The organism is Pseudomonas sp. LB3P25 (assembly GCF_054897985.1).
Genome location: NZ_CM142711.1, coordinates 2,477,648 through 2,497,229 on the forward strand (window position 1 = coordinate 2,477,648; position 19,582 = coordinate 2,497,229).

Here is a 19,582-nt window from a genome sequence, read left to right on the forward strand (position 1 = left end):
AGTCGCCCCCTTCGCGAGCAGGCTCGCTCCTACAAGGGATTTGTGTCGCACATAACATTGAAGTCCACCGCAAACCCCTGTGGGAGCGAGCCTGCTCGCGAAAGCGGCCTGTCAGGCGACATCAATGCTGAACGTGATAACCCGCTTAGCGCGGCATATACCCCAACTGCCAGCGCCGCGGGATTTTCAGCGACAGCAGCCCGACCGCGCCGGCCAGCAGACCGCTGACAAACAACGCCCTGAGCCCCAAATGATGTTCCAGCACGGCGCCGAGTACTGCGCCGGCAAACATTCCGGTCCAGGGAATCAGTTGCACGCGCCAACCGTTGCGCCGTTCGCCGAGCATCCAGCGTCCCAGCCCACGGCCAAAGCGCGACAGGGCGCCAGTGACGTAAGTCAGGCCGACCGGCAGGCCGTTCACTTCTTCCACCGCGGCATTGAGCATGCCCATGGCGATGATCGCCGCCAGCAGCGCTGGCAATTGCGCGTCGTAGGGCCAGGCGGCGGCGCCGCAGAGCAGCGTGGCGATGCACAGCAGCAAGGGCAGTGCGCGGCGACCGCCGAGGCGACTGACGACAATGCCCAAGGCGTTGCCGACGATGAAGGTGCCGACGAGGATCACCAGGCGCAAGGTCAGGCCCAGGTCGCCGTCGCTGATGGCGACGGCGAGGCGGGTGGTGTTGCCGCTCATGAACGAGACGAAATCGCCGCTGGCCATGAAGCCGATGGCGTCGGTCATGCCCGCGAGCACCGAGAGGCTGGCCACCAGCGACATGCCAATGCGTCCACGCCATTTGCGGGTATGCAGATGGCCTGGACTGGCGCGGTCAGTTGAGAGGGATGGCAACATCAGCGAAGGTCGTCCTCACGTAGCGACCGGCATGGTCACTTACTCAATCCATATAACTCGCAATACTCCAGCCAGTCCATGCCGGCCATCTCGGCCACTTCCTTGTGCACTTCCATGCGCTGTGCCTGATAGTCCTCGGCCGTCGCGGCGGTCAGTTGCAGCGTCAGCTCCCAGGCAAATAATCCCAGGCGCTCGGCCTCGGCTTCGAAGGCTTCATGCAAGCGTTCGTCGCGGTACTGCGCCGCGGTCTCGCCCTTGGCCTGAGCCAACAACGGGTTGAGGTTGTCGAGTTCGACGCGCAGTTCAGGGCGCTCATCGAGAAACCTCTTCAGCGCTTGCTCGTGTTGCTGTTCGGTTGCCGCCATGGTCGCTCCTTGAGGCTGGATTACGAAGACTGCTTCTTGCTGGCCTTGGCCGCTGCTGCCAGGCATTCGAGGGCAAACTGCTCGGGATACGTCATTTGAATCGGCGTGGTTTCACCTTTGACGGTTCTTTCGCCGTCGAGGATGTAACGAATCCGCTTGTCGGTGACGCCAATTCGCTTGGCAATCCAGGACGGCGTCTGACCGATCTGGCTGATCAGCTTGTCGGCATATTCAGCGGTCGGTTTGTAATATTCGGCGTTGGGTGTCATGACCTTTCCAGAAAATAAGCCCGGAAAACGGGCGATGCGGTGTTAATGGCGCGACAGGGTGCGCGAATCGTCACTCGGTGTCGCGGTATAAATGAAGTAAAGCAGAACGATACGCCGTGCCGCGGTGATACAGTCCGCTTTTTCTTGATGAGCAAACGCAATGCGAATTCTGATGGTGGCGCTGGCCGTAACGTTGCTGGCCGGTTGCGCGGGCTCGGTGATGGACGACGCCCGCACTGGAACCCCGTACAAAACCCTGACATCGGACAAACCGGAAAAAGTCGTCGCCCAGTGTGTGCAGTTTTCCTGGCAGGACGAGGCGGTGTTCGGGGTCGATGCTGGCGCGTATTTGCAGCCGGGGAAGAAGGGCGGGTCCACCGTTTACACGCGCTCGGCGGAGTCTTTTGTGGATGTGACGACCGACGCATCCGGTACGGTGTTGAGTTATTACGCGCAGCATGACGACTTTGTCGCCAAGCGCCGACTGGCGGCGCTCGCGACCTGCCTTTAAGGCCGACGCAGTACCCAATGTGGGAGCGAGCCTGCTCGCGAAGGCGGTTTGTCATTCAATATGGATGTTGATTGACCCACCGCCTTCGCGAGCAGGCTCGCTCCCACATTTGTTCGGTGTCGATCAGTTGATCAGGCGTTTCTGGAAAAAGAAGCGCTTGTGGCCCGGCGGGTAGTCAGCGATCTGGCCTAACTCGCTGTAGCCGAGCTTCTTGTAAAACTCCGGCGCCTGGAAGTCGAAGGTGTCGAGCCAGATCCCCACGCATTCCTTCTCTCGCGCCAGCTCTTCGGCCATCTGCATCAGCTTCGTGCCCATGCCCTGTCCCCGGGTCTGCTCCGGCACCGACAGCAGGTCGATGTACAACCATTGGTAAAACACTCGACCGTGAAGCCCACCGAGAATCTCGCCGCTTTCGTCACGCACCAGCAAGGCAATGGGTTCCTGCGTCGAGACGCCGGCTTTTGCGGCGTTATAGGCGCGCAACGGCAGCAGGATCGCCTGGCGCTCTTCATCCGTGGGGTTTTGCGACCGTTCGATTCGCAGGGTCATCAGCTATTTCCTTATGGCCAGGGTGGAAAACAATTCCAAGCCTATCGCGGCAACGGGTCGTTGTTCCAGCCCTCAGGTGGAACCGTCGTTCGGGCGCAGATGTCTAGCCTAAACAGCGTCATTCCAGAACGCGGCCAATGAGGACAATCCGTGAACATTTTTGAAGCACTGCGCGAAAGCCACGACCGCCAACGCACCTACGCCGATGCGCTGGTCCAGACCAGCGGCGACACCCCCGAGCGGCTCGAGGCTTACAAGCAGCTCAAGTCCGAACTTCAGGCCCACGCAACCGCTGAAGAGCGGCATTTCTACATCCCGCTGATGGAGTTTGATAATGGCGTCGACCTCAGCCGCCATGCGATTTCCGAACATCATGAGATGGACGAAATGATGGAAGTGCTGGACGAGACCGAGATGTCCAGCCCGGCCTGGCTGGCGACCGCGAAGAAGCTCGCCGAGAAGGTTAATCACCACCTGGAAGAGGAAGAGCAGAAGTTCTTCCAGATGGCCGGCAAGCTACTCGACGACCAACAGAAAGAGACGCTGGCGGGGCAATATGTGAAGGAATACAAGGCTCAGCTTTCTTAGCGCGAGGCTTTCGTTTTCGCCTAACATGGGCGCCTTCAGACGAAAAAAGGGATGCGTTGTCATGTCGAATACGGCCGAGCGGGTCAACCTCATCGAGTCTCAGGTGTTGTCCCAAGACTGGTACTTGCTCAAAAAAATCACCTTCGATTACCTGCGCAACAACGGCGAATGGCAACGCCAGACCCGCGAGGTCTACGACCGTGGCAACGGCGCGGCGATCCTGCTGTTCAACCGCGAGAAGAAAACCGTGGTGTTGACCCGGCAATTCCGGTTGCCGGTGTTCGTCAACGGCCACGATGGTCTGCTGATCGAAGTGGCGGCAGGGCTGCTCGAAGGTGCGGCGCCTGAAGAGCGCATCCGCGAAGAAGCGGAGGAGGAAACCGGTTATCGCGTGCACCACGTGCACAAGGTGTTCGAAGCCTATATGAGCCCCGGCTCGGTAACCGAAAAGCTGCACTTCTTCATCGCTGAGTACGATGCCGCTTCTAAGGTCAGCGATGGCGGCGGACTGGAGGAGGAGACCGAGGAACTGGAAGTGCTGGAGTGGAAGTTCGATGATGCACTTGAGGCGTTTTATCGCGGGGAAATCTGCGATGCGAAGACCATCATGCTGTTGCAGTACGCGGCGATGAAAAACATCTTCGCCGCAGGCTAATCAATGTAGCAGTTGTCGAGCCCGCGAGGCTGCGTCCGGCTGCGAAGCAGTCGTAAAACCATTCACTGCGCTGTTCCGGATAAACCGTGGCGCCTGAGTTTGCGACTGCTGCGCAGTCGGACGCAGCCTCGCGGGCTCGGCAGCTGCTACAGGTCGCGTTACGGCTGATCAGAACAAATCGCCTGTCCTGCCGGCCCCCGACCATTCGCATCCTTCCAGCGTCAGCAGCCGTTCCTTCGCCTCAAGCCCACCGGCAAACCCGGTGAGTTTCCCCGAAGCACCAATCACCCGATGGCACGGCGCAACAATCGAAATCGGATTTTTGCCATTCGCGGCGCCCACCGCCCTCACTGCACTGGGATTGCCGATCTGCCAGGCAATCTCGCTGTAGCTGCGGGTCTCGCCAAACGGAATGGTCAGCAACGCCGTCCAGACCTTCTTCTGAAATTCCGTCCCGGCAAAATCCAGTTCCAGGTCGAAACGATTGCGCGTGCCCGCAAAGTATTCCCGCAGCTGCTGAGCGGTGCGCATCAGGATGGGATTATCCGGCGCCTCGCGCATCGGCCCAAGCCGCACACGGTCGGGTTTGTCGTTTTCCCAGAGGATGGCTGCCAGTCGCGAGCCGTTCGCGACCAGCTTCAACTCGCCCACCGGAGAGGCAAGGGTGATGTAGGTGTAACTCATGCCGGTGGACTCCGTAAAAGTGCTGAGCAGAGGCCAAGCATACTGCCTCGACGGGGAGGCGCAATACGCAATCCCAGCCATACTTGCCTCTGCTCTTAAAGCCTTCCCTCTGTTTTTTACAGAGCCCAAAAACAAAAAGAGACCGACTCATGAAGTTCGAACCTTTTGCCAAATCGCTGATTGCGACCTCATTGGCGCTCAGTTGCCTCAGTGCTTACGCGGCCTCCGTGGCGCCGGTCGCGGCCGAAAACGGCATGGTCGTCACCGCCCAGTATCTGGCCAGTCATGTGGGCGTCGATGTGCTCAAGAACGGCGGCAACGCCGTCGATGCCGCGGTAGCGGTCGGTTACGCGCTGGCGGTGGTTTATCCCGCGGCGGGCAACCTGGGCGGCGGCGGTTTCATGACCATTCAGTTGGCCGACGGGCGCAAAACCTTCCTCGACTTCCGTGAAAAAGCACCGCTGGCCGCCACCGCCGACATGTACCTCGACAAGGAGGGCAACGTCGTCCCTGACCTGAGCACCCGTGGGCACTTGGCCGTTGGCGTGCCGGGCACCGTGTCGGGCATGGAACTGGCGCTGAAGAAATACGGCACCAAACCGCGCAAGGAAGTCATCGCCCCGGCGATCAAGCTCGCCGAAGACGGTTTTGTGCTGGAGCAGGGCGATGTCGAATTGCTGGAATACGCCACTGACGTGTTCAAGAAGGACATCAAGGATTCCGGCTCGATATTCCTGAGCAACGGCGAGCCGATGCAAGTCGGTCAGAAACTGGTGCAAAAAGACCTCGGCAAGACCCTGCGGGAAATCTCCGAGAAGGGCGCCGACGGCTTCTATAAAGGCTGGGTGGCCGATGCCATCGTCACCGCCAGTCAGGCCAACAAAGGCATCATCACCCAGGCCGACCTCGACAAATACAAGACCCGCGAACTGGCCCCGATTGAATGCGATTACCGCGGCTACCATGTGGTCTCGGCACCGCCGCCCAGCTCCGGCGGGGTGGTGATTTGCGAGATCATGAACATTCTCGAAGGCTATCCGATGAAAGACCTGGGCTATCACTCGGCCCAGAGCATGCACTACCAGATCGAAGCGATGCGTCATGCCTACGTGGACCGCAACAGCTACCTGGGCGACCCGGATTTCGTGAAGAACCCGATCGCCCATCTGCTGGATAAAAACTACGCCACCAAAATCCGCACCGCCATCGACCCGCAAAAGGCTGGTGTGTCCCGCGAGCTCAAACCCGGCGTAGCGCCACACGAAGGCAGTAACACCACCCATTACTCCATCGTCGACAAGTGGGGCAACGCGGTCTCGGTGACCTACACCTTGAACGACTGGTTCGGCGCCGGCGTCATGGCCAGCAAAACCGGGGTCATCCTCAACGACGAAATGGATGACTTTACCTCGAAAATCGGCGTGCCAAACATGTACGGCCTGGTGCAAGGGGAGGCCAACGCCATCGCGCCCGGCAAGGCACCGCTGTCGTCCATGAGTCCGACCATCGTCACCAAGGACGGCAAAGTGGTGATGGTCGTCGGCACCCCCGGCGGCAGCCGCATCATCACCGCGACCTTGCTGACCATGCTCAACGTGATCGACTACGGCATGAACATCCAGGAAGCGGTCGATGCACCGCGTTTCCACCAGCAGTGGTTGCCGGAAGAGACCAATCTGGAGACCTTCACCACCAGTCCTGATACGGTAAAGATGCTCGAAAGTTGGGGGCACAAGTTTGCCGGGCCACAGGACGCCAACCATGTGGCGGCGATTCTGGTCGGCGCGCCTTCGCTGGAAGGCAAACCGGTCGGCAAGAACCGTTTCTATGGGGCGAACGACCCACGTCGTAATACCGGGTTGTCGCTCGGTTATTGAGGCAGATCTGAGGCCATCCCGATTCTTGAGGGTGGCCCCCGATCCCCGTAGCAGCTGTCGAGCCTGCGAGGCTGCGTTCGAGCGCGAAGCGGTCGTAATCCAGCGAATGTGGTCTACCTGAATGATCGCGGTCAACCGATTTACGACTGCTACGCAGTCGAACGCAGCCTCGCAGGCTCGGCAGCTGCTACACGTTAAAAGGGGAACGGATTCTAATTCCGTTGCCGATTCACCGACCCATCAAGGACGGGAACTCATGGCTACTGCACTGCTAATCATCGACGTCCAGCACGCCTTGTGCACTGGCGAGTACGAGTGTTTTGAGATCAAGCGCGTCATCAAGAACATCAACGGCCTCAGTACCAAGGCTCGCGAAGCAGGCATCCCGGTCATCTTGATTCAACACGAAGAAGAGGGCGACCTGCTGCAATACGGTTCCGAAGGCTGGCAGCTGGCGGACGGACTGGAAACGTCACTCCAAGACCTGCGCGTGCGCAAAACCGCCCCGGATTCGTTCTACCAGACCAACCTGCTGCAATTGCTGAAGCATCACGACGTTGACCGCCTGATCATCTGTGGCCTGCAAACCGACTATTGCGTCAATGCCACCGTCCGCCAGGCCCTGAACCTGGGCTCTGACGTGGTGCTCGCTAGTGACGCGCATTCCACCGTCGACAACGGCAACCTCGCCGCCGAAGAAATCATCGCCGAGCACAACACTGCCCTGGCGCACTTGACGGGGCCCGTGGCGCGGATCGACGTCATGCCGACCAACGAAATCCGGATCTGAAACTACACCGAACTTGTGACGAGGGGCTTCTGTCGTTGGTGCTTACGCTGCCCCGAAAATGTCGATCAATTCAGTCAGAAAAGCACTCACCAAATCACGCTGACGCGCCGAATGCCTGACCGCCGCATGAAAGCCGACCTCATAGCGCAACAGCTCAGGATTCAGCGGATGCAGCTGTCCCAGCTGTTCATGCTTAGCCGCATAGTGCTGCGGCAGAAAGCCCAAATGCTGGCCCGACAGAATGAGCAAGGCTGCGCCGTCCATGCTGTCGGTAAGCACCGTCAATCGTTCAATCGAAGCGGGCGCCGACATTTCCGGCAAGGGATGGCTGGGCCATACCCAGTCGTAATCGCTGACGTCATCCCGGGTCAGTTCGCCCACTTGCTCAAACAGCGGATGAGTCGGGGCGCAATAGGCGATCTGGGTTTCCTGGAATAACGCAAAGTAATCAATGTTGGGCAGTCGGTGCCAGAAATAGCCGATCGCCAGATCGATATGGCCGTTGATGATCTTCTCTTCCAGCAGCGATGACGACAGCTCCGTGAAATGGAAATACAGCCCCTCATGTCGGGACCGTAAACGCGCAATGGCCAAGGCGATTTTCTTGTTGGCCACCGGATCGATTTGACCGAGCAGGCCGATGTTGATGTTGCCCGACACCTTGCGATTGATGTGTTGGACTTCCACCCGAAACCCCTCGGCAGCCGCCAGTAACCGACGGGCCGCCTCGACAAACTGGCTGCCCTTGGGCGTCACCGAAAATCCGCCGCGCCCGCGTTCGCAAAGACGAAACCCCACCCGCGCTTCCAGCGTCGCCAATTGCGCACTGATGGTGGGTTGAGTGGTATTGAGCGCCGTTTGCGCGGCCGAAATCCCGCCCGCCTCAACGACGGTCAGAAACACCCGGATCAAACGCAGATCCAGCTCCGATACAGTTCCCAGCATGCGTACCCCCCGATACTCACTCACATAGACGTGGATCTATGTAAACAGTGTGCCTGCGATATTTTACAGCCCTGATCAACGCCCTACATTGCAATGAAACCGGCGCTTTGCCCATAAAAACAACAATCACCAGCATAGGAACACTCGTATGTCAGGGTCCCCTCATTCTGCGCACGCCCTCGAGGCGAGCAGCGGGTTGGCCATCGAAGGCCACTCGATCGATTACATTCCGGAAAACGAACGTCACGCCAAGCTCAGCAGCCAGGGCCCTTTCTGGTTTCTAGGCAACTTCCACTTCTTCACCATCTCCATCGGTTTTGTCGGCCCAAGCCTTGGCTTGTCGGCGTTGTGGACGATGTTGGCCGGTGCGCTGGGCATCATGTTCGGCACCATTTTCATGGCATTTCATGGCTCTCAAGGTCCGGAGATGGGCCTGCCGCAAATGATCCAGTCGCGTGCGCAGTTTGGTTATCGTGGGGTGATCCTGGCGTTGATGGCGACGATGTTTGTGTTCGTCGGTTTCAACGTGGTGAACATCTCGCTGATCATGAACGGCCTCGAACATGTGTTTGGCATCGATCCGACCATCGTCGCCATTGCGGTGGTGCTAATCGGCGCGCTGCTGTCGATCTACGGCCACGACCTGATGCACAAAGCCTTCAAGTGGGCGTTGCTGGCCACGTTGCCGCTGTATGCGCTGGTCACCATCGCCTTGATGTTCGGTGCGGGGCAGGAGGGTGTCACCCCGGCGACCGACCTGGGTTTCAGCTGGGTGGCCTTTGCTACGCTGTTTGCCATTGGCGCGAGCTACAACATTTCCTATGCGCCTTATGTCTCCGACTATTCCCGTTACCTGCCGAAAAACACCAGTCGGCCAAAACTGATCGCCGCCGTATTCATCGGCGCATCGTTGTCGGGCGGCTGGATGATCGGCCTCGGGGCCTGGCTTGCGCAGCAGTTGAAAGCGGCGGATGCGCTGGTGGCGCTGAACCAGGTTGGTTCTTCGATGATTCCAGGCCTGGGCAATGTGTTGGTGATCGTCTCGGTGGCGGGCTTTCTGCCGATCATCGCGCTCAACACCTACAGCGCCATGCTGACGTTGCTGACAGGTGTCGACTCGATCAAAAAAATCACACCAACACCCCGCGCCCGAGTGATGTCGATCTCCGTGATCAGCGTCATTCTGTTGACCTGTGTGCTGTCGATCAAAGGCGACGGCATCGCGCTGTTGAACACCTTCCTCGTGCTGCTCCTGTACTTCCTCGTGCCCTGGACCGCGGTCAATCTGGTGGACTACTTTTTCGTGCGCAAAGGCCGCTACGCGATCCCGCATTTCTTCACGCCAAAGGGCATTTACGGCGCCTGGCAATTTCGCGGCATCGTCTCGTACCTGATCGGCTTCGCGGCGATGGTGCCGTTCTTTTACATCTTTGATGCGGCGGCGGGCAAAGAGGTGTTCGTCGGGCCGCTGGCGCGGATGCTTGAGGGCGTGGACATCGCCTGGCTGGTTGGCCTGGTGGTCTCGGGCCTGACGTATTACCTCCTCAGCCGTTCGATAGACCTTGAGTACGAACGCCGGATCATCGACTCGATTACCGAGAGCGACATTGTTTCCATGGCTCATCAGTCTGTGGAGGCGGGGCGTTGAACAGCGCAAAAAATACGGTAGTCGCCTGCTGTCAACTGGCGCCGAAAATAGGCGACCTCGCTTACAACCGCAAACTCACCGAACGAGCGATTCGCTCGGCGGCTTACCAGGGTGCCCACGTGGTGGTGCTGCCCGAACTGGTCCAGAGCGGCTACTTGTTTGCCGACCGCAGCGAAGCCCTGTCCCTGGCGGAAACCGCTGAAGGACCGACCTTGCGTCTGTGGACGGCGTTGGCCCGGGAACTGAACATCGTGGTGGTGGGTGGATTCTGCGAGCGGTTAGCCGACGATGTACTGGCCAACAGTGCGGCGATGATCGATGCCCAAGGCCTGCGCGCCGTGTACCGCAAGGCACACCTCTGGGATGGCGAGAATGAAATCTTCAGCGCCGGCAATGAGGCGCCGCCGGTTGTAGAAACCGTTCATGGACGGATCGGCATGCTGATTTGCTACGACCTGGAATTCCCCGAGTGGGTGCGACTCCCGGCGCTGGCCGGTGCGGACCTGCTCTGCGCTCCGGTCAATTGGCCCGATGGGCCACGGCCGCAAACCGAGCGTCCGGCTGAAGTCGTGCGAGTCCAGGCCAACGCCTCGGTGAACCGAATGTTCATCGCGGCGTGTGATCGGCATGGTCATGAACGTGGGGTCAGTTGGGTGCAGGGCTCGGTGATCGTCGATGCCGATGGCTACTCTGTGGCAGGGCCGGCGGAGCAGGGGGGCGAGCAGATTTTGTTGGCGACGCTGAATCTTGCCGAGGCGCGGAATAAGCGGATCAGTGCGCGTAATGATTTGCATCGGGATCGGCGGTCGCAATTGTATGGGTTGAATAGTGTGGTTGAGTATCTACGTGGATGTTCGAATGGCACTTGAAATCGAGACCGACCCCATAAGCTCGTCGATAAAAGGAGCCTTCTGTGCGTAATCTCAGTCAGTTAAGCAATTTCAGTCGCGACACTCTTTGTAGCAGCTGCCGAGCCCGCGAGGCTGCGTTCGGCTGCGAAGCAGTCGTGAGTCCGGCTGACGCGGTATGCCTGACGTACCGCAATGACTGATTTTACGACTGCTACGCAGCCGAACGCAGCCTCGCGGGCTCGGCAGCTGCAGATCGCGTTACGGCTTAACTGACCCTCGCATGACATTGTCTCGGGAGGATACGTTTCGATGTTGCGCAACCTCGACCAGGAGGTCGATCTCTGGCTTGGCTGCGAGCTCGGGAACGGCGGTGCTTGCAAACGCCTTCAATCTGCCATTTGGCGCTCAGGAAGAGCGTGGGCCAGCGAGTGTCATAGGGGGGAATCTTGCTCGTCAGCGCCATGGTACTTTTTCCTTGTATCCGTAGGCTTGGCAACACGGAAACTCCAAGACCGCGCTTGCAGCCGGTCGCGCAGGGCGGCAATCGACCCTTTGTCGCCTCCCGACGGATCACACCTTTTAGGGTCTCTACTTCTAGTTAGGCCCTATATGAAGCAGAGGGGAGCGCGATGAGCAACGAACAAGTGGCACCTGAGACGAAAGGGGTTACGGTGCAGTTACTTGCAACGATTGACCTTGGTCCTGAGATCGAGGGTATGGCAGGACGCCAACTTAGAATGCGTAGGGTGACCATCGAGCCTGGAGGCGTCTTCGGTCCGATACACAACCATAAAGACCGACCAGGCACCGTCTACATATTGCAAGGAACGATCACTGACCATCGAAATGGCGTCGCCACGGACTATGGGCCGGGAGTGGGCTGGCCCGAGGATAGAAACACCACACACTGGCTTGAGAACAGAGGCACGATTGCGGCGGTGGAGATCTCGGTCGATATTGTCAGGCAAGCGTAAGCTCAGGCCCGGATTCCACGCCATCCGCAGTGGCCGTTGCCGCGGGAACTTCAGGGTACTGGCCAGGTCAACAGGGGCCCTGTATCGGCGATGCCGAGCAGCGCTGGTGGCCTGTTTTACGGCAGTGCCGTCCTAGATCAGCCGAGTCCGCCCCCTGATGCCAACCAAGAGTTTTCTGCCGGGTCTCATCCTGGCGTTCTGCGCCGTCGCGTCGCTTTGCTCGGTTGCTGCCGAGCGAAGAGCGCCCTCGCAAAGTAACAGCGCATCAACCACCCTGATCGAAACCGCCTCGCGGCAGTATGAAAATGGCCAGTTGGACCAAGCCGCTGCCACGCTGGAGCGTGCCCTGCATATCCAGCCGAACAATCCCGCGACGCTGCATTACCTCGGTGTGTTGCGTCTTCAGCAGGGGCAGTACCAGCAGGCTGAAACGTTGGCGGCGCGCTCGAACATGCGGGTTGGTCGCAACGTCGAGTTACGCAACCGCAACTTCCAATTGATCCAGGCGGCGCAGCAGGCCAAGGCTTCGAGTACCTCACCCAACGCCAAAGAGGACCTGGTCGCAGTACAGAAGGGGCTCGAAGAGGAGGCCCAAAGGCGCCGCGCAGCAGAAATGGCCGCTGCTGAACAATCCACTCCGGACACTGGGCGCTACGCTGGCGACTTCGCTCGCGCCAAGGCAGAGTGGGTATCGGATTCGCCGACGGCTGGCAGGCCACGGCCCGAAGGAGAATTGCCAGTGGCTTCCGTCGAGCCAGAGCCCGCGTACGATGAGGTTGCGATTCCCCGCGGCCATTGGCCGCCTCCGGGTAAATGCCGAATCTGGTTTCCTGATCGCCCGCCCGGGCATCAGCCCGCACCCGGCAGTTGCAAGAAGCTGCGATATCGGGTTCCGTCAGGAGCCTACCTGGTGCGCGGTTGAGTTTCTGAGTGCCCTTCTGGCCGGTGAGCGACGGTCCAGCTTCGACCGTCGCATTGAATGGCTGAGTTTTCTGCTGCATCACGATGGCTCGTGACGACAAATAGACGGAGCACACGCGGTGATCGGGGCCAGCCTGGACGTCGACACTGCGCAGCTAAAAGTGCGCAGTGTTTGCACCGACGACAGGCAGGCTTGTCGACAGGGGTACGCTCTGTGTGACTTTGGCCATCTGGGTGATTTCCACCTGCAACTTATCCTTGCCAAGCAGGTAGTCGGCCAGCTTTTGCGAAAACGGCCAGTAGTTCAGTTCGGCAGTCAAGGTGAGCGGCCCGACGGCGTCGGCCGGCACCAGGAAGGAGAACTCCCCAATCTCGTAGCCCTTGGGCAGAATGCGGTTGTCCGAGAGAATTTGCGTGGCATTCCAGACCTCGACGTCCAACGGATTGCCATCCTTGTCGCCTATGTGCACTTTGAAATTTCGCGTGCTGTCCTCGGTCTTGCCGTCCTTGATCGAGCCCAGCCGATAGAGCTCGCGACCACTGGCATCCAGCACCCGGAAATCGATCCACATCTCCCGTCCCTCTGGAAAGCCGGTCGGCAGCTTGTGCCCGGCGCCGACATTGGCAACTTTCACTGCTACCGAGGTGTATTGCCCGGGAATGATGGTTGCCGGCAGTTGCTGGAACGTTATTTCCCCAGCGCGCGCGAGCATGTCGCGCCCGCGTTGCGCGCCCGCTTCCTGACCGAGATGCTTGAGCATCATAGCGTTGGCTCCGCTGAACCAATGCGAGGCGACCTCCTCGCGGTCTGGCCCCATGATCGCGGCCTTACCCGCAAAACCCTGCATATGGCAGCTCTGGCAGGTTACATCGTTGAGGCTGTAGGCGCTCTCCTGCCATTCGTCATAGGTTCGCTCGACCGCCACGCCGCTGAACGGGTGCGTGACGTTGTGGCAGGTGCCGCAAAAGTCCGAGCGCGTGTGCAGAGCGGAATATACGGTGTCGTGATAGGGCGAAACGGCATCTTTACGCGGGCCGAACTTAGTCGGTTTACCGTGCGCTCGAGGGCTCAGGACATAGGCGCCGTTATCGAGGCCCGTGCGGGCACTAATGTTGTGGCAGGTCTCGCAATCGACCCCAGGCATCGGATGATTTTTCGTGCTGTCTTCAATCGAGGAGCGGTTGATTTCCGAATTGATTTGCCCGGTCGTGAGACCGATCGGGGTATGGCAGCCGGTGCAAAAGTTATCGACCTTCCCCTCGGTGGCCGAACTCGCACGGTTGAGCAAGGCCCGATAGATGGGTTCATCCCAGGCTTGGGACATCATCGATGAGCGCCACTGCTTGTAGATCTCCGTATGGCAAGCGCCACATACCTGGGCATTGTCGAAGTCTTTTACATTCAAAACCAGATTGCCGGTGGTATTGGCCCGATGCGGAAAGAACGGCATCCCGCCAATCACATGCATGAGCTTGGAGCGTGCCGGCTCCAGCCACTTCTCATTACCCTGATTGTCATTGCCCTGAGGTTCGTCGGCGGCCACCAGCGTTACCGTAAGCAGGCAGGCTAGAAAGCATAAAAAACGGCGAACGAAAGGTCTGATCACCCGGTAGATCAGGTTGTGGACAAAGGCCGCCAGTAATTCACCCGGTCTGGGTGCGTGTTTGCATGTGGGGTGGTTCATAAGCGTTTCCCCAAGACGGTTGCAGAGGATGAATGCAGCACTTCCATTGAGTTGACAGGGTTACTTCATGCTGCAAGCCAATGGTTATAGGTACAGCTCCTCGACTCTCCACCTTTCATGAACGGGAGAAGCTCACTCGGTCATTACGTTGCAAGGATTGTGACAAAACATGCGCAATGACCTGAAGGTCCAGCAAACATTGGTCGGAGGCTGAATTTTTTGCTGATCGAGACGCGAATACTGCGGGGAACGGTACCCATTAGTGGGGGAGTTCACTCCGGAATCGGGGGGGGGCAATGCCGATCAGTTAAGCCGCAACACGATCTGTAGCAGCTGGCGAAGCCTGCGTTCGGCTGCTACAAGGTTTGCGTTGCGGCTGAAATGGCTTAACTGATCGGCATTACGCTGTTGTGCCCGGGTTTTGCCGACCACCTTGTAAAAATTGCCGCGCAGGTGAAGTCAGTTGGTGACCAGCAGTTCCGGGCCGAGGTAGTCGTTGATCCGGTCGATATCGTCGTCGCCCAGACTGCCCACCGAAGAGGCCAGGCGCAGGCGCGACATCAAGTAGCGCAGCTTGGCCTCGAACAGATCGTGGCGCGCAACGAAGAGCAGCTCTTCGGCATTGAGGACGTCCGAGTTGGTGCTGGTGCCTCCTTCTTTGAAGCCCTTGCGTGTCGAAATCAGTGAGCGTTCGTTGGACTCCACTGCCTTCTCCAGCGCGCGAATACGTTGGGCGCCGCTCTGTACGCCGCGATACTCACGGGTGGTACCGGTGATGACTTCCTGGCGCGTGGCGTCGAGTTCGTCCAGGGCCTTATAGCTATTGGCACTCGCCTGGCGTGTCAACGCGCTGGTGCCGCCACCGCTGTACAACGGGAAGTTTACTTCCAGCCCGATTGAGCCGTAGTGGTTGCGTTGATTCAACTCAGAGATTGATTGGCTCTGACCCGCGGTGTAGCCGGCAACGAAATCCAGTGTTGGCCAGTGGCCGGCCTTGGCTCGCTTCACTTCTTCTTCGGCGAGGTCGCTGCTATGACGGCGCGCATGGATCAGCGGGCTGTCGGTCTGGGCTTTGACCAACCAGTCTTGCAGGTTGCTCGGTAGCAGCGGTGGTGTATCGAAGCTCGGACGCAAGGTGGTCAGCGATTCAGGGGTTTCACCGATAAATTCCTCAAGCTTGCGGCGCGCGTTGACCAGATTGTCCTGCGCTTCGATCAGCTCAACCTCGGCGAGGTCGCGGCGAGCGGCCGACTCGTCGATGTCGGTAACGGTGCCGGCCCCCAACTCCATGCGCCGTTTCGCCGAGGCGAGTTGCTCGTCGAAGGCGCTCAGCTTGGACTTGGAAAGGATGATGGTTTCGCTGGCCAGGAGCACGTCGAAATAGCTTTCAGCGAGGCGCACTGCGGCGTCCTGACTCTTGGCATCGAACACCGCGACGCTGTAGTCGGCACGCTGCTTGCCTTGGCGGTACTCGGCCATCTTCTGTTTGTTGAACAGCGGCTGGCGCAGGCGCACGTTAGCGCCCTTGGAGGTGTAGTCGAGATCTCTTTCGACGCCGCTCTGGCGTTGGGTGCCATTAACCTTGTTGTCGTAGGCCGAGGCATTGATCTGCGGTAGCAGGCCGGCCAAGCCGATGTCGCGGTTTTGCGCACCGGCCTCCTTTTCATGCACGGCGGCGCGATAGACGGGGCCTTGGTACTGCAACAGATCCCAGGCTTGTTTGAGGTCCATGGCGCTGGCCGGGACGGACAGCGCTAGCAGGCAGAAGCACAGGCAATGACGGTCCATTTCATTGTTCCTTGAAGGAGCTGTCAACACGGTCGAGCATTGGTTTGAGAAGATAGCTCATCATGTTGCGCTCGCCAGTTTTGATGGTGACGCTGGCGGGCATTCCGGGGCGAATGTGATTGCTGCCAAGCAGGCTCATGCCATCGGGCGTCACTTCTACCTGCGCCAGATAGAACGGTTGCTTGCTTTCCTCGTCGAGCAGGCGGTCGGCGGAGATGGTCTTCACGCGGCCGGGTATGTTGGGCGTCTGGGCATGGTTGAAGGCCGGGAAGGTGATGTCCACGGCCAGGCCGGGGACCATCTTGTCGATGGCCTGCACGGGAATCATCGCGTCGACCTGCAGCGGTTCGTTGTCCGGAACGACTTCCATGATTTTGAAGCCGGGCTGAATGATCCCGCCGACGGTAGCAATGCTCAGGGACTGGACCATGCCATCGATGGGCGACCGAATCACCGTGTGGGTCACTTCATAGTCCAGCGCACGCAAGCGGTCGGCCAGGGTGGTGTTTTCCTTGGCGGTGTCGGTGAGCTGCGATTCGACTTCCTTCAGGTAATCGTGCTGGCGCTGCAGGATGCGCAGCTTGATTTCGGTGGTCTGGCTACGCACGCGAGCGATGTTATTGAGGTTCTCGGCCTGGCCGGCGGAGAGGTCGGCATTGCTGCGTTCCAGCTCAAGCAGACGGTTGCGCGGCACATAGCCTTCGGCCGCCAGCACGCGGGTGCCTTTTAGTTCCTGGTCGAGGAAGTTGATCTGCGAGGCACGGGCGCCATAGACCTGTTGCAGGCCCTTGAGCTGCACCGCCGACGCCGCGAGGTTTTCCTGCAGGATGCTGATTTCGCCAGCGAGGCCGGCGCGCCGGGTGTCCAGCAGGCGTTGTTGCAGATCCATGGCGGCCACCAGGCGGTGGTCATTCCCGAAGCGCTTGAGCAGTTCGGGATCGTAGTTCACCACATCGCGGCCGTCACGTTCCGCTTCCAGGCGGTTTTCCACAGTCTTGCTGACGATGTACTGGGCGCTGACCGCACCCTGTTCGGCAACGGCACGCAACGAGTCGAGGCGGACCACCTCCTGGCCTTTCTTCACTGCATCGCCTTCGCGAACAAGAATGGCCTCCACGGTGCCGCCGCTCAGATGCTGCACAGCTTTGCGATTGTTGGTGATTTTTACCGTGCCTGTCGCTACCACGCCGGCATCCAGCGGCGCCAGCCAGGACCACAGGAGGAAGCCGCCGAAGCCGGCGAGCATCAGCAACATGCCCCAGCGCACGGGTTTACCGACGTCCAGATCCACCACGTTCCTGGGGTCGGTGTGAATCATGTCGGTGTGTTGGCTCATTTGCATGATCGGTTACTCCCGTGCTTTGACGGAGGCCAGCGGAGTCGATGCGCCTGCAGGCATTACACTGGCCTTGCGCAGCGCTGCGAATACTTCGTCACGAGTGCCGAGCATCTGCACGCCGCCGTCGCGCAGCATCAGCACCTTATCGACGGCGCAGAGCACATTGGGACGGTGGGAAATCAGAATGACGGTGGCACCGCGGTTTTTGAGTTGGCCCAGCGCATCGACCAAGGCCTTTTCACCGATGTCGTCGAGGTTGGCGTTCGGCTCATCCAGCACAATCAGATTGGGTTCTCCATACAGCGCGCGGGCCAAGGCGATGCGTTGCTTCTGGCCACCGGAAAGCGGGCTGCCATCGGTGCCCAGACGGGTCTCATAACCCTGCGCCAAACGCAGGATCATCTCGTGCACTCCAGTCGCCCTGGCGGCGCGGATGACCGCGTCGCTGTCCACTTCGCCAAAGCGCGCAATGTTGTCGGCGATGGTGCCCTCGAACAGCTCGACGTCCTGTGGCAGGTAACCGAGCCAGGGGCCAAGTTCGCCCTTGTTCCAGGTGAATATGTCCGCGCCGTCCAGGCGCACCTTGCCGGCCTGTGCCGGCCAGACGCCGACCAACAGGCGGGCGAGGGTGGATTTGCCCGAGGCGGATGGACCGATAATGCCAAGGCTTTCGCCGGGGGAAAGGTTGAAGCTCACCCCGCGCAGAATCGTGTTGCCGGTGCCGGGGGCACCGGCAAACACATTCTCCACCGTCAGCATGCCCAGTGGCCGCTGCAGTGACATGCTCGGTGGCCGGCGCGGATAGTCGTTCAGCATCTCGTTCAACCGGCCCCACGCCGAACGGCAGCCAAGCAGCTGCTTCCACGAGGCGATGACTTGTTCCACCGGGCCCAGCGCGCGGCCGGTGAGGATCGAGCAAGCAATCATCATCCCGGGGGTGATCTTGCCTTCGATCGCCAGCAGCGCGCCGGCGCCGAGGATCAGCGACTGCAAAGTGATACGCACGAAGCGTCCGGTGCTGCTGATCAGGGCGGCACGGTCGGAGGCCAGGGTCTGCATTTCCAGAATGCGCAAATGGCTTTGGTACCAGCGCTTGCCGATCGACGGCAGCATGCCCATGGCCTCGATGACCTCGGCGTTGCGCAGGTTGTTGTTGGCGTAGCTGGCGGAGGAGAGGGCGGCCTGATTGGCTTCGGCCAGCGGCTTTTGCGTCGCCTTCTCGGTGAGATAAGCCAGGGCCACCAGAATCAGCGAGCCGATCAGCGTGACCAGTCCGAGCAGCGGGTGGATCAGATAGGCGACCAGCAGGTAGATCGGCGTCCATGGCGCATCAAAGAAAGCGAACAGGCCATTGCCGGTGAGGAACTGCCGCACCTGCGCGAGATCCTGCAGGGCCTGGGCCGGATTACCTCCGGCGCGGCTCAGGTTGCGCTCGAATGCTGCGGTGAAAATGCGTCGATTGAGGTCCATGTCGAGGCAGTTGCCGACCCGGATCAGCACGCGGGTGCGGAACAGTTCCAGCGTGGCCATCAGCAAGAACAGGCCTATCACCAGAATGGTCAACATCGTCAACGTCGTGACGTTACGACTGACCAAGGCCCGATCATAGACCTGCAGCATATAAACAGCTGGCGTCAACATCATGACGTTGATGACGCCGCTGAACCCTGCGAGCGAGTAAAAACTGCGGCGAAGTCGAAAGAGCGCGTCAGCCAGCTCGGATCGAGTGCTCGATTGTTTGTGCATTTGGGTGACCCCTCTTCTCAAAAAGCCGTTTGCCCTTGCGGCGCAACAGCTAACAGATGTGGTTCCGCAGGCATCTGGTTGATACGCAGGCTGGTCGCTCTCGGGGCGAATCACCTGCAAATCTCTGCGTCGCTCGCATGGCAGCAGCGTAGGTGGCGTTGAAACAATCTGAAATAACATTTCGCTCTAATGTCGCAATGAACTTTCTATAAGTCCTATAAAAACAGCTAGTTGAGAAGTCAGTTACCAATCGTCTGGTTTGCACGTCGTAAAATTGACAATTTTTCACTATGGAACTTTAGTCTCACTCAATTGAGGGAACCGCCCGCCTGGAGCCTGTCAACTTTTTGGCAACGCAAGGCGCGGTGATTTTCCCGAGGGAGCACACCATGTCGATGATTTCGTTCTTCTGCGGAGTGAAGGGGCTGTTGAGGAAGTTCGCCGTTACTTCAAGTTTCCATGGCCCACCCAAGGCTCGGATTCGCTCTGCCTAATCGCTGAGCGAGTCATTCTTTCGCGAATTCCAGGCGCGCATCCCGAGGGGGCC

At 59.5% G+C, this 19,582-nt stretch carries 20 protein-coding genes; 9 read left to right on the forward strand and 11 right to left on the reverse strand.

Features of this window, described 5'->3' with window-relative positions; all coding sequences use genetic code 11:
* Nucleotides 1–145 precede the first annotated feature (145 nt).
* Genes ACYZTW_RS11155 through ACYZTW_RS11165 form a run of 3 tightly spaced genes read right to left on the reverse strand, consistent with a single transcriptional unit; the run spans nt 146 to nt 1,484 of the window.
* Entirely contained in the window at nt 146–850 is a 705-nt protein-coding gene (locus ACYZTW_RS11155) for a YoaK family protein (RefSeq protein ID WP_462004880.1), read from the reverse strand.
* A gap of 35 nt (nt 851–885) precedes the next feature.
* Nucleotides 886–1,215: a DUF6388 family protein gene (locus ACYZTW_RS11160; protein ID WP_462004881.1), complete on the reverse strand. Its 330-nt coding sequence runs from the start codon at nt 1,213–1,215 to the stop codon at nt 886–888.
* Nucleotides 1,216–1,235: 20 nt separating this feature from the next.
* Nucleotides 1,236–1,484: a hypothetical protein gene (locus tag ACYZTW_RS11165; RefSeq protein WP_008154823.1), complete on the reverse strand. Its 249-nt coding sequence runs from the start codon at nt 1,482–1,484 to the stop codon at nt 1,236–1,238.
* Nucleotides 1,485–1,644: 160 nt separating this feature from the next.
* Between ACYZTW_RS11165 and ACYZTW_RS11170 the strand changes: the two genes are divergently transcribed.
* Entirely contained in the window at nt 1,645–1,995 is a 351-nt protein-coding gene (locus ACYZTW_RS11170; protein ID WP_462004882.1) for a hypothetical protein, read from the forward strand.
* Nucleotides 1,996–2,118: 123 nt separating this feature from the next.
* Here the strand turns inward: ACYZTW_RS11170 and ACYZTW_RS11175 are convergent, their stop codons facing one another.
* Complete coding sequence (locus ACYZTW_RS11175; protein WP_462004883.1) at nt 2,119–2,544, reverse strand: GNAT family N-acetyltransferase; 426 nt, start codon at nt 2,542–2,544, stop codon at nt 2,119–2,121.
* 150 nt (nt 2,545–2,694) lie between these two features.
* Here ACYZTW_RS11175 and ACYZTW_RS11180 point away from each other — a divergent pair, with 150 nt between their 5' ends.
* Nucleotides 2,695–3,132, forward strand: a complete 438-nt coding sequence (locus tag ACYZTW_RS11180; RefSeq protein ID WP_462004884.1) for a hemerythrin domain-containing protein — start codon at nt 2,695–2,697, stop codon at nt 3,130–3,132.
* A 61-nt stretch (nt 3,133–3,193) separates the two neighbouring features.
* Nucleotides 3,194–3,787 carry an NUDIX domain-containing protein gene (locus ACYZTW_RS11185; RefSeq protein WP_462004885.1) on the forward strand — a complete coding sequence of 198 codons (594 nt, stop codon included), beginning with the start codon at nt 3,194–3,196 and terminating at the stop codon, nt 3,785–3,787.
* A gap of 168 nt (nt 3,788–3,955) precedes the next feature.
* On the opposite strand, the gene ACYZTW_RS11190 is transcribed toward ACYZTW_RS11185, so the two are convergent.
* Nucleotides 3,956–4,471, reverse strand: a complete 516-nt coding sequence (locus ACYZTW_RS11190; protein ID WP_462004886.1) for a methylated-DNA--[protein]-cysteine S-methyltransferase — start codon at nt 4,469–4,471, stop codon at nt 3,956–3,958.
* Between the two features lie 149 nt (nt 4,472–4,620).
* Between ACYZTW_RS11190 and ggt the strand changes: the two genes are divergently transcribed.
* A complete protein-coding gene (gene ggt, locus ACYZTW_RS11195) occupies nt 4,621–6,348 on the forward strand; it encodes a gamma-glutamyltransferase (RefSeq protein WP_462004887.1) in 1,728 nt (575 codons plus the stop codon).
* 256 nt (nt 6,349–6,604) lie between these two features.
* Complete coding sequence (locus tag ACYZTW_RS11200; protein ID WP_462004888.1) at nt 6,605–7,138, forward strand: cysteine hydrolase family protein; 534 nt, start codon at nt 6,605–6,607, stop codon at nt 7,136–7,138.
* Nucleotides 7,139–7,180: 42 nt separating this feature from the next.
* Here ACYZTW_RS11200 and ACYZTW_RS11205 read toward each other — a convergent pair whose 3' ends face one another.
* Nucleotides 7,181–8,083 carry a LysR family transcriptional regulator gene (locus ACYZTW_RS11205; protein ID WP_462004889.1) on the reverse strand — a complete coding sequence of 301 codons (903 nt, stop codon included), beginning with the start codon at nt 8,081–8,083 and terminating at the stop codon, nt 7,181–7,183.
* A gap of 148 nt (nt 8,084–8,231) precedes the next feature.
* Between ACYZTW_RS11205 and ACYZTW_RS11210 the strand changes: the two genes are divergently transcribed.
* Both ACYZTW_RS11210 and ACYZTW_RS11215 read left to right on the forward strand, forming a co-directional pair.
* On the forward strand, nt 8,232–9,731 hold the full coding sequence (locus ACYZTW_RS11210) for a purine-cytosine permease family protein (protein WP_462004890.1): 1,500 nt from the start codon (nt 8,232–8,234) through the stop codon (nt 9,729–9,731).
* Nucleotides 9,728–10,600, forward strand: a complete 873-nt coding sequence (locus ACYZTW_RS11215) for a nitrilase family protein (protein ID WP_462004892.1) — start codon at nt 9,728–9,730, stop codon at nt 10,598–10,600. The genes ACYZTW_RS11210 and ACYZTW_RS11215 overlap by 4 nt, the downstream gene beginning before the upstream one ends.
* Nucleotides 10,601–10,840: 240 nt before the next feature.
* Here ACYZTW_RS11215 and ACYZTW_RS11220 read toward each other — a convergent pair whose 3' ends face one another.
* Nucleotides 10,841–10,972: a GrpB family protein gene (locus ACYZTW_RS11220; protein WP_462004893.1), complete on the reverse strand. Its 132-nt coding sequence runs from the start codon at nt 10,970–10,972 to the stop codon at nt 10,841–10,843.
* Nucleotides 10,973–11,211: 239 nt separating this feature from the next.
* Here ACYZTW_RS11220 and ACYZTW_RS11225 point away from each other — a divergent pair, with 239 nt between their 5' ends.
* Both ACYZTW_RS11225 and ACYZTW_RS11230 read left to right on the forward strand, forming a co-directional pair.
* Nucleotides 11,212–11,556 carry a cupin domain-containing protein gene (locus ACYZTW_RS11225; RefSeq protein ID WP_462004894.1) on the forward strand — a complete coding sequence of 115 codons (345 nt, stop codon included), beginning with the start codon at nt 11,212–11,214 and terminating at the stop codon, nt 11,554–11,556.
* Between the two features lie 157 nt (nt 11,557–11,713).
* Nucleotides 11,714–12,478 carry a tetratricopeptide repeat protein gene (locus ACYZTW_RS11230; RefSeq protein ID WP_462004895.1) on the forward strand — a complete coding sequence of 255 codons (765 nt, stop codon included), beginning with the start codon at nt 11,714–11,716 and terminating at the stop codon, nt 12,476–12,478.
* A 154-nt stretch (nt 12,479–12,632) separates the two neighbouring features.
* Here the strand turns inward: ACYZTW_RS11230 and ACYZTW_RS11235 are convergent, their stop codons facing one another.
* The 4 genes from ACYZTW_RS11235 to ACYZTW_RS11250 form a co-directional block, all read right to left on the reverse strand.
* Nucleotides 12,633–14,162 carry a multiheme c-type cytochrome gene (locus ACYZTW_RS11235; RefSeq protein ID WP_462004896.1) on the reverse strand — a complete coding sequence of 510 codons (1,530 nt, stop codon included), beginning with the start codon at nt 14,160–14,162 and terminating at the stop codon, nt 12,633–12,635.
* A gap of 459 nt (nt 14,163–14,621) precedes the next feature.
* Complete coding sequence (locus ACYZTW_RS11240; protein WP_462004897.1) at nt 14,622–15,950, reverse strand: TolC family outer membrane protein; 1,329 nt, start codon at nt 15,948–15,950, stop codon at nt 14,622–14,624.
* Between the two features lies 1 nt (nt 15,951).
* A complete protein-coding gene (locus ACYZTW_RS11245) occupies nt 15,952–17,292 on the reverse strand; it encodes an HlyD family type I secretion periplasmic adaptor subunit (RefSeq protein ID WP_462004898.1) in 1,341 nt (446 codons plus the stop codon).
* A 6-nt stretch (nt 17,293–17,298) separates the two neighbouring features.
* Entirely contained in the window at nt 17,299–19,035 is a 1,737-nt protein-coding gene (locus tag ACYZTW_RS11250; RefSeq protein WP_462004899.1) for a type I secretion system permease/ATPase, read from the reverse strand.
* Between the last annotated feature and the right edge of the window lie 547 nt (nt 19,036–19,582).